Source organism: Paraburkholderia phymatum (assembly GCF_038900715.1).
Classification (GTDB): Bacteria; Pseudomonadota; Gammaproteobacteria; order Burkholderiales; family Burkholderiaceae; genus Paraburkholderia; species Paraburkholderia phymatum_A.
On sequence record NZ_JAYMRZ010000001.1, the window covers coordinates 294,416 to 308,717 of the forward strand.

At 64.3% G+C, this 14,302-nt stretch carries 13 protein-coding genes and 1 pseudogene; 3 read left to right on the plus strand and 11 right to left on the minus strand.

Going from position 1 to position 14,302, the window contains the following annotated elements; translation table 11 throughout:
* Positions 1-22: 22 nt before the first annotated feature.
* The 3 genes and pseudogenes from VSR68_RS01320 to VSR68_RS01330 all read right to left on the minus strand — a co-directional run bounded on the left by VSR68_RS01320 (position 23) and on the right by VSR68_RS01330 (position 2,183).
* Complete coding sequence (locus VSR68_RS01320; RefSeq protein ID WP_342938082.1) at positions 23-586, minus strand: YggT family protein; 564 nt, start codon at positions 584-586, stop codon at positions 23-25.
* A gap of 160 nt (positions 587-746) precedes the next feature.
* Entirely contained in the window at positions 747-1,067 is a 321-nt protein-coding gene (locus tag VSR68_RS01325; protein ID WP_342938083.1) for an EthD family reductase, read from the minus strand.
* 180 nt (positions 1,068-1,247) lie between these two features.
* A pseudogene (locus VSR68_RS01330) lies at positions 1,248-2,183 on the minus strand (Rossmann-like and DUF2520 domain-containing protein).
* Positions 2,184-3,004: 821 nt separating this feature from the next.
* Between VSR68_RS01330 and VSR68_RS01335 the strand changes: the two are divergent.
* Together VSR68_RS01335 and VSR68_RS01340 are read left to right on the plus strand one after the other, a co-directional pair.
* A complete protein-coding gene (locus VSR68_RS01335) occupies positions 3,005-3,286 on the plus strand; it encodes a hypothetical protein (RefSeq protein WP_090867988.1) in 282 nt (93 codons plus the stop codon).
* 242 nt (positions 3,287-3,528) lie between these two features.
* Positions 3,529-4,494, plus strand: coding sequence for a threo-3-hydroxy-L-aspartate ammonia-lyase (locus VSR68_RS01340; RefSeq protein WP_342938084.1), 966 nt, complete (start codon positions 3,529-3,531; stop codon positions 4,492-4,494).
* 72 nt (positions 4,495-4,566) lie between these two features.
* Here the strand turns inward: VSR68_RS01340 and VSR68_RS01345 are convergent, their stop codons facing one another.
* Entirely contained in the window at positions 4,567-5,244 is a 678-nt protein-coding gene (locus VSR68_RS01345) for a LysE family translocator (protein ID WP_342938085.1), read from the minus strand.
* Between the two features lie 138 nt (positions 5,245-5,382).
* Positions 5,383-6,960 carry a UbiD family decarboxylase gene (locus VSR68_RS01350; protein ID WP_342938086.1) on the minus strand — a complete coding sequence of 526 codons (1,578 nt, stop codon included), beginning with the start codon at positions 6,958-6,960 and terminating at the stop codon, positions 5,383-5,385.
* A 605-nt stretch (positions 6,961-7,565) separates the two neighbouring features.
* Between VSR68_RS01350 and VSR68_RS01355 the strand changes: the two genes are divergently transcribed.
* Positions 7,566-8,765 carry a transglycosylase SLT domain-containing protein gene (locus tag VSR68_RS01355; RefSeq protein ID WP_342938087.1) on the plus strand — a complete coding sequence of 400 codons (1,200 nt, stop codon included), beginning with the start codon at positions 7,566-7,568 and terminating at the stop codon, positions 8,763-8,765.
* Between the two features lie 178 nt (positions 8,766-8,943).
* Here VSR68_RS01355 and VSR68_RS01360 read toward each other — a convergent pair whose 3' ends face one another.
* The 6 genes from VSR68_RS01360 to ribD all read right to left on the minus strand — a co-directional run bounded on the left by VSR68_RS01360 (position 8,944) and on the right by ribD (position 14,291).
* Complete coding sequence (locus VSR68_RS01360; protein ID WP_342938088.1) at positions 8,944-10,137, minus strand: pyridoxal phosphate-dependent aminotransferase; 1,194 nt, start codon at positions 10,135-10,137, stop codon at positions 8,944-8,946.
* A 109-nt stretch (positions 10,138-10,246) separates the two neighbouring features.
* Positions 10,247-10,684, minus strand: coding sequence for a transcription antitermination factor NusB (nusB, locus tag VSR68_RS01365; protein WP_342938089.1), 438 nt, complete (start codon positions 10,682-10,684; stop codon positions 10,247-10,249).
* Positions 10,681-11,199: a 6,7-dimethyl-8-ribityllumazine synthase gene (gene ribH / locus VSR68_RS01370; protein ID WP_087733837.1), complete on the minus strand. Its 519-nt coding sequence runs from the start codon at positions 11,197-11,199 to the stop codon at positions 10,681-10,683. Before ribH ends, nusB begins: the two co-directional genes overlap by 4 nt.
* A gap of 67 nt (positions 11,200-11,266) precedes the next feature.
* Positions 11,267-12,403, minus strand: a complete 1,137-nt coding sequence (gene ribBA, locus VSR68_RS01375) for a bifunctional 3,4-dihydroxy-2-butanone-4-phosphate synthase/GTP cyclohydrolase II (RefSeq protein WP_342938090.1) — start codon at positions 12,401-12,403, stop codon at positions 11,267-11,269.
* 127 nt (positions 12,404-12,530) lie between these two features.
* A complete protein-coding gene (locus VSR68_RS01380; protein ID WP_342938091.1) occupies positions 12,531-13,145 on the minus strand; it encodes a riboflavin synthase in 615 nt (204 codons plus the stop codon).
* Positions 13,146-13,169: 24 nt separating this feature from the next.
* On the minus strand, positions 13,170-14,291 hold the full coding sequence (gene ribD, locus VSR68_RS01385; RefSeq protein WP_342938092.1) for a bifunctional diaminohydroxyphosphoribosylaminopyrimidine deaminase/5-amino-6-(5-phosphoribosylamino)uracil reductase RibD: 1,122 nt from the start codon (positions 14,289-14,291) through the stop codon (positions 13,170-13,172).
* Positions 14,292-14,302 lie beyond the last annotated feature (11 nt).

Sequence of the window (14,302 nt, forward strand, 5' to 3'; positions counted from 1 at the left end):
CCGGCGTAAAGACACGAACCGGTCAGATGCCGAACAGCGTGAGCGACACGGCGGCCCGCGTCACGACCATCAGCAGCACCTGGACGATCACGAACAGCAGAATCGGCGAAAGATCGATGCCGCCCAGGCGCGGCATGATCTTGCGCAGCGGGTTGAGAAACGGCGCCGTCAGCTCATACAGAATCGGCATCGCGGGCGAGCGGGGGTTGAGCCACGACAGCAGCGCCATCAGGATCGTCAGCCAGATCAGCAGGTTCAACGCCCACTTGACGACGGTCAGTAGCGCGACGATCAGCAGCGACGGCATCAGCGCGAGCGGATCGACGCCGACGATCACCACCATCAGCACCACATAGACGATCGACGTGATGAGCGCGGCGACAATGCTCGCCCAGTCGATGCCGCGCACGCCAGGAATGATCTTGCGCAGCGGCAGCACGAGCCAGTTGGTCACTTGCAGCACGGCGCTCGACACCGGGTTGTACGGCTGCATGCGGACGAACTGGAGCCACGCGCGCAGCAGCAGAGCCGCGCCGAACAGCGTAAAGATGGTATTGAGCAGAAAACGGGCGATATCGCCGAACATCGTGGGTCCTTTCCTTCAGAAGACGTCTCGCGCGAAGCGGGACACATGGCGCCGGGCAAGCCGGCGGACGGCTTGAAACTCCGAGCGCGCGCGGTACGCCGCGCGGCTCACCAGAATGCTTGCGCGTGCCGCTCGCGGCGGCGCTGCGCGGTCGGCCGCGTCAGACGGCGACCTTGATTTCGCTGATCAGGATTGTGCCGTTGCCGCCGTCCGTGTAGTTCGGAATGTCGGCGAGCAATGTGTCGCTGGCAGGTTTGAAAACCTCGTAAAACGCCTCGACGGTATTGAACAGAAAATGCCCTGCGGCGACGAACGGCGGCGGCGAGCCCGGCGGCCCGGCGTTGACGCCGACATCGACCGACCAGCCCTTCAGCGATGCGCCGAACAGCCTGGCGGCGAGCGGCATGTGCGTGCCGCAGTAATAGTCGATGTCGAAACGTCCGCCTTCCCGATACGGATAGAGGATGCTGACCTTGATCATTGTGCGTTCTCGTCGGTTGGTCACGAAGCGCGAGCGAGGCGCCGTGCGCCCTGATCGCGTCGTTGCGCGCGTGTTGGTCCTGGTCGTGCTGGCGAGACGGGCGGCGATACAGTCTGCGACTCCATGGAGGCACGCAAGCCGCCATTGTCCCGTTGATGCCGGTCGTCACATTATCACGGCTTACTCGGCGCTTGCACCTGTCGCCGCGCCTTTCAGCGTACGGCTGAGCGACCGCTCGACGGCCGCGCCGATCGCATCGATGGCGGCGGGCGGCGCCGCTCGGGCGCGCGCGAGCGCTACCGCCCGTCGCGACATCAGCCGAAAAGCGCCGCGTGATCGCCGCCGAGTTGCTCCAGCAGCGATAGTTGCTTTTCCACCACGCCGACGTGCCGCGTGAAACCGGTCCCGCGAGCGCGTCGGCGAGGCCTCGGTCCCGCGCCGTTTCGAGCGTGCCGGCCATCATAGGCAGCAGCGCGCGCAGCGCATCGTTTTCGTCAAAGCCCAGCTTGCGCCACAGGTTCACGTTCTCAGCCAGACTGCATAAGGCGAAGCTGGCGGCGTAGTGTGCTGCCGCGTGATACAGCAGGCGGCCGCCGGGCGGAATCGACAGCGGATGGCAGCGCAGCGGGGCTGCGAGCGCTGTCAGCGCGTCCTTGAGCGCGCCGTCGGCTTCGATCGTCACGGAGCAGCCGGCGATGCGATCGACATCTGTCAAATCGCCGCTGAACAGGTAAAGTGGATGAAAACCGCCGATCGACGCGCCCTGGTTCCGAGCCGGGGCAAGCAGTTCGACGGGCGACGCACCGCTGCAATGCACGACGGCTCACGCTCCTCTCGCCGGTGCCGCGTGACAAGGGAACTTGAGTGTGTTCGCTGTCGTACCGATGCTGTCATCGGGGACGGTTAAAAAGAGTATGTCCGCCGACTCGACGGCCCGCTGGGGTCGTCATACGCGGCGCAGAATCCGATCTGACTGGCGAGCCGCCGTGCCGATTCCGGCGTCCGGCTCGCGATGGCCGTGACGGGATAGCCGGCGCGTGCGAAGCCGGACGCAAGACACCGCGCAATCCGGCCCGCGCCGACGAAACCAAGGCGCGGCACGGAGGGCTGGGACATGTTTCCTGCTCCCGACGGGACTGAAGAAGGAAGCTGGAGTATCGCGCTCCGATAATCGCGGGCGAGGACTGGCGGCTTTCACAGGTGGTTTGGGCGCATGCAGACGTGCGTTTCGCGGTCAACTGGCACTCACGGTGCCGTTGGCGCGGCGTACAAAATCAGGGTACGAGTAAACAGGCGCGAAAACTGCTTGGCGATTTCCGTAGGAGTGGATTGGCAGTCACCGTGGTTTTTAATGTCTCGCAGTCAGATTCGGGAGGTCACGATGAGTATCTTTTCTTACCGAAAGCACTTACGGTTCCTCACGCATTCCCAACGCCGCTGCTGGTGGGACCAGAGAAAGCGGCTCAGTCCTCGGGTGAAAATCAGTGGTGCGTACGTGCCGCCTAACGTCACCCGCGAATTCACCTATGTGAAAGTCGGCTGACGTCTCACCCGTTCGAATCATGCAAAACGCCTGGCCAGCCGCCAGGCGTTTTTCGTTAAGGGTCGCCAACGCGTCGAACGACGTGTGACGCGCGCCAGCAACGGCGCGGCGCGAATTTGTAATCAAAGATTACCGAAGCGCGCGAGCCGCGCTCGGCGGACACGGTCAAGTTGCCCGATCGACAGCGGATTGCCGGCAAAATCCTTGATTTTCGATGCCCCGAACGCCATTTGACAGACGTATGGAAAGCTTCGGCTGACCAATCGCTTTCCCGCGATTGCAATTTGCAACAAATGCAGACTACGGCGTGCGGACTTTTTCGATACATTGGAATCACAGCATGTCCGTCATGCGACCCGGTCACGAACTGGCCGCGCCGCCAGGAGAAATACAAGTGAAGAAGATCGTTCCGTTTATTGCCGCTGCCGTACTCGGGGTTGGATTGACCACTGCGGCGCAAGCTCACGTGTCGGTGGGTATCGGCATTGGTGTTCCCGTCGCTCCCGCTTATCCCGTCTATTCGGCGCCTCCACCCGTGTATTACGCGCCTCCGCCGGTGGTCTATGCGCCGCCGCCGCCCGTCGTGGTCGCGCCGGCGGTCGTAGTGGGCGGTGGGTACTATCACCGTCCGTACTATCGCCACGGGTATTGGGGTCGTCCGTACTACCGGTACTAACGCGGTACTGATTTTCGCGCCGCGCAGCCTCGCCGCTGCGCGCGCCAACGTGTACAACGGCGCAACGCCGGCTCGATGCCGCGTTGCGCCGTTTGCATGTCGGCCTGTGACTTTGCGGCGTCTGACTTGAGTGAGCGGCTTGTCACTTTGGCCTATGACCTTCGGGAGATCCGTCCTGCACGCACACACATCGCAGAAGCTGGGAGAATAAGCGCTTTCTCAAGCCTTGGAGTCATTCGCCCATGCATGCGTTGTCTGCTCCCACCTATGAAGATGTCGTCGACGCCGCTGAGCGCATAGAAGGCATCGCGCATCGCACGCCGGTGCTCACGTCGACCACGGCGAACGAGCGCACGAGCGCATCGCTTTTCTTCAAGTGCGAAAACTTCCAGCGCATGGGCGCGTTCAAGTTTCGCGGTGCGTACAACGCGATTTCCCACTTCGATCCCGAGCAGCGTGCAGCCGGCGTGCTGACGTATTCGTCCGGTAATCATGCGCAGGCCATCGCGCTGTCGGCGCGGCTCGCCGGGATTCACGCGACGATCGTGATGCCGCACGACGCGCCCGCCGCCAAAGTCGCCGCGACGAAAGGCTATGGCGGCGAAGTCATCACCTATGACCGCTACACGGAAAACCGCGAAGAGATCGGCCGCCGTCTCGCGCAGGAGCGCGGCATGACGCTGATTCCGCCGTACGACCATCCGCACGTGATCGCGGGGCAGGGCACGGCGGTGAAGGAACTGATCGACGAAACGGGACCGCTCGATTTTCTGTTCGTCTGCCTGGGCGGCGGTGGGCTGCTCGCGGGCAGTGCGCTCTCGGCGGCGGCGCTGAGTCCGCAGTGTCGCGTGATCGGCGTCGAGCCGGAAGCGGGCAACGACGGCCAGCAGTCGCTCTCAAAGGGCGAGGTCGTGCATATCGACGTGCCGCATACGATCGCCGACGGCGCGGCATCGACGCATCTCGGCAACTACAACTTTCCGATCATCAAGCGCAACGTCGAGCAGATCGTGACGGTGAGCGACGCGCAACTCGTCGATACGATGAAGTTCTTCGCACAGCGCATGAAGATCGTCGTCGAGCCGACCGGCTGTCTCGCGGCGGCTGCGGTGCTGGAGAAGGTGGTGCCCGTGGAAGGCAAGCGCGTCGGCGTGTTGATCAGCGGCGGGAATGTGGATCTGCAGCGGCTCGGCGAGTTCTTGCGCTGAGGTTCCGAGACAGCGCTGACGGCATCGCTCGAATGCCGTCGGCGCATCGGTGCATGGGGCGCGAGCGGCGGGTCAGCTTGCCGCGTGCGCCGTCTGGACGATCAGATCGCGGTATCCGTTGACGATCACGCTGTACGAAAAGTACGCGAACAACAACGCCGACAGCACGTGACAGACCCGCAGCAGCCCCGTGCCCGCGCGCTTGCGTCCGTGGCTCGCGAGCCCGCATATCAAGAGCGTCCAGCACAGGCTGCCCAGGAAAAAACCGCCGAGGAACACGGGTGCCGTCGTCACGGACGTCGCGCCCGCTTTGGCGATCAACGCGCCGCCCACGGCCGCGAACCACAGGATCGCGCTCGGCGAAGAGATGGCGAGTAACACGCCGCGCAGGAAGCCGCGCTTTGGGTCGAGGTGCGGCGTCGACGGGTCAGCTTCGCCTTCGACGGGGGGCGCGGACGCGGGAAACAACGCTTCGCGCGCCATCTTCCAGGTGAGGAACAGCAGAATCGCCGCGCCGCCGATCCAGACCACCCAGCGCACCGACTCGAATTGCAGCAGCGCCGCCATGCCCGCAAGGGCGAGCGCCGCGTAGATCAGATCGCCGAAACAGGAACCGAGGCCGAGCCAGAAGCCGGGCCTGAAGCCATGTGACAACGTCAGCGAAATGATCGCGACGTTGACGAGACCGATGTCGAGGCACAACGACAGCGACAGAAAAAAACCGTCCGACAACATCGACAAGCTATGCATCCGTCCAGCCGCTCAGAATTGAATTGTTGTTGTTCGATCAAGGCAACGCGGATGCGAACGGCGCTTCGCCGTCGCGGTTCCGCGAACCTGGGTTCTTCAAAGCCGAGTCGCTGAATTCAGGTTCGCGAATCGCGAAACTCACAGGCCAAGTTCATTCCACAGACCGTCGATGCGCGCCTTCACGGCGTCGTCCATCACGATCGGCCGGCCCCATTCGCGGTCGGTTTCGCCTGGCCATTTGTTGGTCGCGTCGAGGCCCATCTTCGAGCCGAGACCCGCGACGGGCGACGCGAAATCCAGATAGTCGATCGGCGTGCTATTGACGAGCACCGTATCGCGCGAAGGGTCGATGCGCGTCGTGATCGCCCAGATCACTTCCTTCCAGTCGCGAATATTCACGTCTTCATCCACGACGACGATGAACTTCGTGTACATGAATTGCCGCAGGAAACTCCACACGCCGAACATCACGCGCTTCGCGTGGCCCGGATAGCTCTTCTTCATCTGCACGATCGCCATCCGGTAGCTGCAGCCTTCGGGCGGGAGATAGAAGTCGGTGATCTCGGGGAACTGCTTCTGCAGCAGCGGCACGAACACTTCGTTCAGCGCGACGCCGAGCACGGCGGGTTCGTCGGGCGGCTTGCCCGTATAAGTGGAGTGATAGATCGCGTCGCGGCGCATCGTGATGCGCTCGATCGTGAAGACAGGGAACCACTCCTGTTCGTTGTAGTAGCCCGTGTGATCGCCGTATGGGCCTTCGAGCGCGTGCTCGTAAGCGGCGCTCGCGCCCTTCGACGGACGCGGCGGCGCGCCATCGGGCGCGGGCGCCGGCTCGCCTTCCTGCGGATAGATGAAGCCTTCGAGCACGATCTCTGCGCGCGCGGGCACCTGCAGCGTGTCGACGCCCGGGGTGATGCACTTCGCGAGCTCCGTGCGGCCGCCGCGCAGCAGGCCGGCGAACTGGTATTCGGATAGCATATCGGGCACGGGCGTGACAGCGCCGAGGATCGTCGCCGGATCTGCGCCGAGCACGACGGCGACGGGATACGCCTTGCCGGGGTTCTTCAACGCGAATTCGCGGAAGTCGAGCGCGCCGCCGCGATGCGCGAGCCATCGCATGATGACCTTGTTCCGGCCGATCACCTGCTGGCGGTAGATACCCAGGTTCTGGCGCGTCTTGTTCGGGCCGCGCGTGACGGTGAGGCCCCACGTGATCAGCGGACCGGCGTCGCCGGGCCAACAGGTCTGAACGGGCAGTTTCTCGAGATCGACGTCGCTGCCCTCCCAGACGATTTCCTGGCAGGGCGGGGCGCTGACGGTCTTCGGCGCCATGTCCCAGACCGCCTTTGCCAGCGATAGCAGCTTGCCCGCGTCCTTGAGCCCCTTGGGCGGCTCCGGCTCCTTCAGCGCCGACAGCAGACGCCCGACGTCGCGCAGCGACTCCAGCGACGCCTGATCTCCGCCAGCATCGCCTTGCGCGGCGGCATCGATCCCCATGCCCAGCGCGACGCGCCGCGGCGTGCCGAACAGATTGCCGAGCACCGGGAACGCATGGCGTTGCTTCGACTCGAACAGGAGCGCCGGGCCGCCGGCGCGCAGCACGCGGTCGCATAGCTCTGTCATTTCCAGGACAGGCGACACGTTTTGCGAGATACGGCGCAACTCGCCGAGCGATTCGAGGCGGCTCGCGAAGTCACGCAGGTCTTTGTATTTCATCGGTCCGGGTGGCGGCCGCGAAACGGCGGACGCAAGAGCTGAAATCAATGGCGGGAGCAGGCGGCGCAGTAATGCACCGCCATGCCGAACGGATTGTCGATTTTACATGCGTTAGGAAGCGCACGCTGAATAGCGAAAATGCAGATCGGCTGGAAAAGCCCTTCCGCAGAGGGGTTGCGCTTCCTGAACAGTGTTCATAATTACAATTAGTTATAAATTCGGCCTTTTATAGTGTTGACGATCTATAAAACCCTGTTAGAATCCGGTCACATTGGTTGCAGGGAATTGATAGTTTTTACCACCGTCCCCCGGTCCTCAGACGCAACGCGTCACCCTTACCGCCCCCTGCAAGGTATTGACGGTCATAAGTAGTCTCCACCAGCGCACTTCGACGCTGGTTTTTCGCGTGGGAGCCACCGAATGCGTGCTTTTTTGGCATGCAGGCGGCCCTTTTCAAGCTTGTGGCTCCCCAACGGTACTTTTTGCCGTTTTCCCGACGTCGTGATTGCCTTAACCAGAGCACACGGCGTCTTGGTTTTGCGAACAGCATTCCCAAGCCGGTCGTTTTTACGGCGTTCGCAGGGCCAGCAACATGGGAGATCTGAATGAACGCCTGGTTATCGTGGCGTCCCAACGAGCGGATCGCGCAGGTCATGCGCGGTGCGCTGCGTCAGGGAACGCGGTTGAGTCATCATCTATTCAGCGTAGTTGGCGGGTTTGCTGTTCTGTTTGCACTCTCGTTGTGGCTGATACCCGGCTGGCGCCTGATGCTGGCCACGCGGCTGATGCCCTTCGTCTCGGCCGCCGTGCAGGCTGGCCCCGCCCGCCTGCTGCAGGGCAATCCGTTGCCGTCGTTCGCCCCGCCACAGCGCAGGAATGCGGCACCGCAGGACGATACGCTCTCGACGTCGTCGAATACGGGAGACAACGCCAACGGCCCGGCTAAGGCCGCTGACGCCGGCTTCAGCATTGCGGGCGACAACTCCAGTTTCTCGTCTCCGGCCAGCACGGGCCTTTCGTCGGCTGCGCTGAACGGACTCGATCCGCGCACGCTGCCGAGCGTGAGCACGATCGCTTCGATGATTCCGTCGCAACGCGTGTCGCCGGACGCCCGAGACGAACGCGTGCTCATTTCCACGCGCGAGCAGGATCTCGTCGCGTCGTTCCTCTCGCGCCGCTATCGCGTCGCTCAGGAGCCGGTCAGCGAGCTTGTGAAGGCTGCGTTCGACACGGGCCGAGAAGTCGGTCTCGATCCGCTGCTGCTGCTCGCCGTGATGGCGATCGAATCAGGCTTTAATCCGTACGCGGAAAGCGGCGTCGGCGCGAAGGGCCTGATGCAGGTCATGTCGACGGTTCACTCGGACAAGTTCCGCTACTTCGGCGGCCAGTCCGCGGCGCTCGAGCCGCTCGCGAACATCAAGGTCGGCGCAATCGTGCTGAAGGATTGCATCGCGCGCGGCGGCTCGCTGCCGGGCGGTCTGCGTCTGTACGTCGGTTCGACGTCCCCCGACGACGGCGGTTACGGCGCGAAGGTGATGGCCGAGCGCACGCGTCTGCGCGACGTCGCGCGCGGCCGCAAGGTGCCCATCAACTCGCCGCAGGCGCCCGCCACCGTGCAGGCCTCGAACTCGACGCCGTCAGCGAATTCGAACGCTTCGAACAAGCGCGTGCAGGCGACGCTCGACGGCCGTCCGCTCGCCTCGACGAAGCCGGCGCAGACGCCGGCGACCAAGGATTCGGAACAGGACGACGCGAGCGCGAACGCAGCGAAGCATGCGGCGCAGCAGCCGGAGCTGGGCGCGTGATCGCGTAAGTAGTGCGGGAAGAAGTGCAGGAAGAATCGCGCTGACCAGACCGGTCCAGCGAAAAGAAAGGGCACCTTCGGGTGCCCTTTGTCATTGTATTGCCGGTTTCTTCGGCATCGGCATCTGGTTCTTCCGCACGACGAGAGCGTCTCACCGTGCGGCTCAGCCTCGCGCTGGATCAACCGCCGAACAGCTTCCGCAGACGCTCGACAGCCTCTTCGAGCTTCGAATACGCGGTCGCATACGACAGCCGGATGTACTCGCGCGGCTGGTACGAGCCGAAGTCCATGCCCGGCACGAGAACGACGCCCGCATCGTGCAGCATCGCCTTCGTCAGGGCGGCGCTGTCGCCCGCGGCCGGATGCGCGACGCTGCGGCAATCGGCATAAACGTAGAAAGCGCCGTCCGGCATGACGGGCACGGTGAAGCACAGCGATTCGAGTGCGGGCGCGATGAAATCGCGGCGGCGCTTGAACTCCATCCGGCGCGATTCGTAGATCGCGAGCGTGTCCGGCTCGAAGCAGGCGAGCGCCGCATGCTGCGCGAGCGCCGATGCGCAGATGAACAGATTCTGCGCGAGCTTCTCGAACGCGCCGACGAGCGCCGGCGGCACCACGAGCCAGCCGAGCCGCCAGCCCGTCATGTTGAAATACTTCGAGAAGCTGTTGACGGTGACGACGTCGTCGCCGAACGAAAGCGCGGACACGGGCGGCGCGTCATAGCTCAAGCCCTGATAGATCTCATCGACGATCGTGAAGCCGCCGCGCGCGCGGACCGTCTCGACGATGCGCTTCAGTTCGGCAGGCTCGATCGACGTGCCCGTCGGATTCGACGGCGACGCGAGCAGCACGCCGCGAGTGCGCTCGTTCCACAGACGCTCGACGTCGCTTGCCGTCAACTGGAAACGCTCGGCGGGGCCGCTCGGCACGAGCACCGGCTTGCCCTCGGCGGCGGCGACGAAATGGCGGTTGCACGGATAGCTCGGATCGGGCATCAGCACTTCGTCATCGCGATCGACGAGCGCCGCGCACGCCAGCAGCAGCGCCGCCGACGCGCCCGCCGTCACGACGATCCGCGCCGGATCGATGTCGAGCCCATACGCATGCTTGTAGTGCCCGGCGATCGCGTCGCGCAGCGCGTGAATGCCGAGCGCGCTCGTGTACTGGGTGACGCCGCGCCGCAAAGCCGCCGTCGCGGCCTCGATGACAGGCTCCGGCGCCGTGAAGTCCGGCTCGCCGATGCCCATATGGATGATGTCGCGCCCCGCGCGCTCCAGCAGCGCCGCTTCCTTGGCCAGTTCCATGACGTAGAACGGCTGGATCGCGTCGACGCGGGCGGCCAGTTTCACGAGGGGTTCGGTGATGCTGTTCATTCGATGAGTCCAGTTCAAACAGGAGCGCAAAGTCATCGGCGCAAAAACAAAGGCGGGCCCGCGTTAAGCAAGGCCCGCCTGCATCAGCGATGACAGAAGCCCGCCACGCTTACTGCTTGCGAGCGGCCGCCTGCGTCTCGGCGACGCGCAGTTTCGCCGACAGCTTGTCCAGCACGCCGTTCACGTACTTGTAGCCGTCCGCGCCGCCGAAGGTCTTGGCCAGTTCCACTGCCTCGTTGATGACGACGCGATACGGAATGTCGACCTGATTCTTCAGCTCGTAGGCTGCGACCAGCAGCACCGCGCGTTCGACGGGCGACAACTGGTCGATCGGGCGGTCGAGGCACGGCGTGAGATCTGTGGTCAGTGCTTCGGAATCGCGGATCACGCCATGCAGGATCGCGTCCAGATGCTCGTGGTCGGCTTTGTCGAAACCCTGGGCGCCGCGCAGCTGTGCGTCGATTTCACCTGCCGGCGAGCCCGACAGCAGCCACTGATAAAGCCCCTGCGTGGCCAGTTCGCGGGAGCGTCGGCGTGCGCTCTTCATGCCCGTTCCTCTTCGTCGTCCTCGTCTTCGCCTTCTTCGTCCTCGTCGCCGTCCAGCTGTTCGAGCGCGACCGCGAGATTCGCCATTTCGACAGCGGTGCGCGCCGCGTCACGGCCTTTCTCGGTCATGCGCGCAACGGCCTGTTCGTCCGTTTCGGTCGTCAGCACGGCGTTCGCGACGGGGATGCCGAAGTCGAGCGCGATGCGCGAAATGCCCGCGCCGCTTTCGTTCGACACGAGTTCGAAGTGATACGTCTCGCCGCGGATGACCGCGCCGAGTGCGATCAGCGCGTCGAACTGGCCGCTTTCAGCCAGCTTTTGCAGCGCGAGCGGGATTTCCAGCGCGCCGGGCACGGTGACGAGCAGCACGTCTTCGCCCGTCACGCCGAGGCGTTCGAGTTCTTCGATGCATGCATCAGCGAGGCCGTTGCAGACGGGTTCGTTAAAGCGCGATTGGACGATGCCGATGCGCAGACCGTCGCCGTCGAGATTCGGTTGGTATTGTCCGATTTCCATATGAGGTCCGTAGTGTGTTGGTTGAGCGCAGGTTAGCGAGAACTGGGCATGAAAGCGGTTGAAGCGTTCAGCAGTTTTGCGGCTTTTCGGCCGCGCTGCCCGGCATCGGTATGAAGCCGGTCACTTCGAGTCCGTAGCCGGACATGCTGCCCAGCTTGCGCGGGTTCGACAGCACCTGCATCTTGCCGACACCGAGTTCGCGCAGAATCTGCGCGCCGATGCCATACGTCTTGAAGTCCACCGGCCGGCGCTTGAGCGCTTCGGCCCGACTCTTTTCGTCGAATGCCTTGAACACGTCGACCAGCTGATCCTTCGAGTCGCCGCAATTGAGCAGCACGATCACGCCGTGATCGCGCGCGGCGATTTCCTTCATCGCGGCGTCGAGCGTCCACGAGTGCGTGGAGCGGCCCACTTCGAGCAGATCCAGCACCGACAGCGGCTCGTGCACCCGCACCGGCGTGTCGCGCTCGGGCGTGGGCGTGCCGCGCACCAGCGCCATATGCGGCTGGCCGCTCGGCTGGTCGAGATACATGACCGCGCGGAACGGGCCGTGCACGGTCTGCATCGTGCGTTCGCAGACGCGCTCGACGATCGATTCCGTGCGGCTGCGATAGTGGATCAGGTCGGCGATCGTGCCGATCTTCAGGCCGTGTTCGTGCGCGAACGTCAGCAGGTCGGGCAGGCGCGCCATCGTGCCGTCGTCCTTGATGATTTCGCAGATCACCGCAGCGGGCGTGAGCCCCGCGAGCGCCGTGAAATCGCAGCCGGCTTCCGTGTGGCCGGCGCGCACCAGCACGCCGCCCGGCTGCGCCATGATCGGAAACACGTGCCCCGGCTGGACGATGTCCTCGGTGCGCGCGTTCGCCGCGACAGCCGTGGCGATGGTATGTGCGCGGTCCGCCGCCGAAATGCCCGTCGTGACGCCTTCGGCCGCCTCGATGCTGACCGTGAACGCCGTGCCGTATTGCGTGCCGTTGCGGTGCGTCATCAGCGGCAGGTTCAGCAGCTTGCAGCGTTCCTGCGTGAGCGTCAGACAGATCAGGCCACGGCCGTAGCGGGCCATGAAGTTGATCGCTTCCGGCGTGATGAATTCCGCTGCGATGACGAGGTCGCCCTCGTTTTCGCGGTCTTCTTCGTCGACAAGAATCACCATCCGGCCAGCTTTGAGCTCGGCGATGATTTCAAGGGTGGAGGCGAGGGTCATGTTGGCGAGAAGTTTGGGAAAGCGCGTATTTTACGCCACGCCGCCCCGCAAGTCGCCCGTCCAAACGGCATATGCCGTTCGGACGAATGTTCAGCCGCGCTCCCGTACGCGAGACTGGAAGGCGAAATTACTTCGGTGCGTTGAGCATCCGCTCGACGTAGCGCGCGATCAGGTCGATCTCCAGATTCACCTGCGTGCCTTCCTTCAACGCCTTCAGCGTGGTCACTTCAACCGTATGCGGAATCAGATTGATCGAAAACTCGCAGCCGTCGTCGCGGTCCGTCACCGAATTCACGGTGAGGCTCACGCCGTTCACGGTGATCGAACCCTTGTACGCGAGATATCTGCCGATCTCGCGCGGCGCGAGCACGCGCAACTCGTGCGATTCGCCGACGCGCGCAAAGCGCGTCACCGTGCCGAGGCCGTCCACATGGCCCGACACGATGTGGCCGCCCAGCCGGTCGTGCGAGCGCAGCGCCTTTTCCAGGTTCACTTCGCCCGTATCGGCAAGGCCCGCCGTGCGGTTCAGGCTTTCGCGCGAGACGTCCACGTCGAACGAGTTCGATGTCTTCTCGATCACGGTCATGCACGCGCCCTGGATCGCGATGCTGTCGCCCAGTTGCACGTCCTCCAGATCGAGGCCGCCTGCGTCGACGGTCAGGCGCACGCCCGCGTCCGGTTCGCTGCCGAGCGGCTTGATCGATGCGATGCGGCCGACAGCCGCGACGATTCCCGTAAACATCGTGTCGTTTCCTATATCTATCGGTCAGTGTCCGGGCGGCTTCGGCATCAGGCGCGCGAGAATCCGCACGTCGCTGCCGATCCGGTCCACGGCATGAAATTCGAGTTGCGTGCGCGCATCGAGCGAACCCGGCGCGGCGAGATTGAACATGCTCATCGAGTCATTGCCGAGCAGGCTCGGCGCGAGATAGACGAGCAGTTCGTCGACGCAGCCTTCGCGCAACAACGAGCCGTTCAGCTTGTAGCCCGCTTCCACATGCAGTTCGTTGACTTCGCGCTTGCCGAGCTCTTCCAGCATCTTCGGCAGATCGACTTTGCCGTTTGCGTTCGCAAGCGGCACGATTTCGGCGCCGCGGTCGTGCAGCGCGGCGGCGCGTTCTTCGAGCAGCGGCGTGAGCTTGCTGCAGAAGATCAGCGTCGGTGCGCCGGCGAGAATCTGCGCGTCGGGCGGCACTTCGAGCTGGCTGTCGATCAACACGCGGTGCGGCTGGCGCGGCGTATCGACGGCGCGCACGGTCATGCGCGGATTGTCTTCCTTCACGGTGCCGATGCCCGTCAGGATCGCCGACGCGCGGGCGCGCCATGCGTGGCCGTCGTTGCGCGCGGCCTCGCTCGTGATCCACTGGCTCTCGCCCGAAGGCAAGCCGGTGCGTCCATCCAGCGATGCCGCCACCTTCATCCGCACCCACGGGCGGCCGCGCGTCATCCGCGACACGAAGCCGATGTTCAGTTCGCGCGCTTCCGTTTCGAGCAGGCCGCAGCGCACTTCGATTCCCACGTCGCGCAGCATCGACAGGCCGCGCCCCGACACGCGCGGGTTCGGGTCTTCCATCGCGGCGACCACGCGCGCAACTTTCGCTTCGATCAGCGCGTTCGCGCACGGCGGCGTGCGGCCGAAGTGGCTGCACGGTTCGAGCGTCACATAAGCAGTCGCGCCGCGCGGATCGTTGCCGCGCTTGCGTGCGTCCTTCAGCGCCTGGATTTCGGCGTGATCGTGGCCGGCGGGCTGCGTGTAGCCTTCGCCGATCACCTCGCCGTTCTTCACCAGCACGCAGCCGACACGCGGATTCGGGTCGGTCGTGTACAGGCCGCGCCAGGCGAGGGCCAGCGCGCGCTCCATATGGACGAAATCGGTCTGCGAGAACATCGGTTTGGCGT

Coding starts and splice junctions, on each gene's coding strand:
- VSR68_RS01320 (WP_342938082.1), bottom strand. CDS start 586: ATGTTCGGCGATATCGCCCGTTTTCTGCTCAATACCATCTTTACGCTG.
- VSR68_RS01325 (WP_342938083.1), bottom strand. CDS start 1,067: ATGATCAAGGTCAGCATCCTCTATCCGTATCGGGAAGGCGGACGTTTC.
- VSR68_RS01340 (WP_342938084.1), top strand. CDS start 3,529: ATGCATGCGTTGTCTGCTCCCACCTATGAAGATGTCGTCGACGCCGCT.
- VSR68_RS01345 (WP_342938085.1), bottom strand. CDS start 5,244: ATGCATAGCTTGTCGATGTTGTCGGACGGTTTTTTTCTGTCGCTGTCG.
- VSR68_RS01350 (WP_342938086.1), bottom strand. CDS start 6,960: ATGAAATACAAAGACCTGCGTGACTTCGCGAGCCGCCTCGAATCGCTC.
- VSR68_RS01355 (WP_342938087.1), top strand. CDS start 7,566: ATGAACGCCTGGTTATCGTGGCGTCCCAACGAGCGGATCGCGCAGGTC.
- VSR68_RS01360 (WP_342938088.1), bottom strand. CDS start 10,137: ATGAACAGCATCACCGAACCCCTCGTGAAACTGGCCGCCCGCGTCGAC.
- nusB (WP_342938089.1), bottom strand. CDS start 10,684: ATGAAGAGCGCACGCCGACGCTCCCGCGAACTGGCCACGCAGGGGCTT.
- ribH (WP_087733837.1), bottom strand. CDS start 11,199: ATGGAAATCGGACAATACCAACCGAATCTCGACGGCGACGGTCTGCGC.
- ribBA (WP_342938090.1), bottom strand. CDS start 12,403: ATGACCCTCGCCTCCACCCTTGAAATCATCGCCGAGCTCAAAGCTGGC.
- VSR68_RS01380 (WP_342938091.1), bottom strand. CDS start 13,145: ATGTTTACGGGAATCGTCGCGGCTGTCGGCCGCATCGCATCGATCAAG.
- ribD (WP_342938092.1), bottom strand. CDS start 14,291: ATGTTCTCGCAGACCGATTTCGTCCATATGGAGCGCGCGCTGGCCCTC.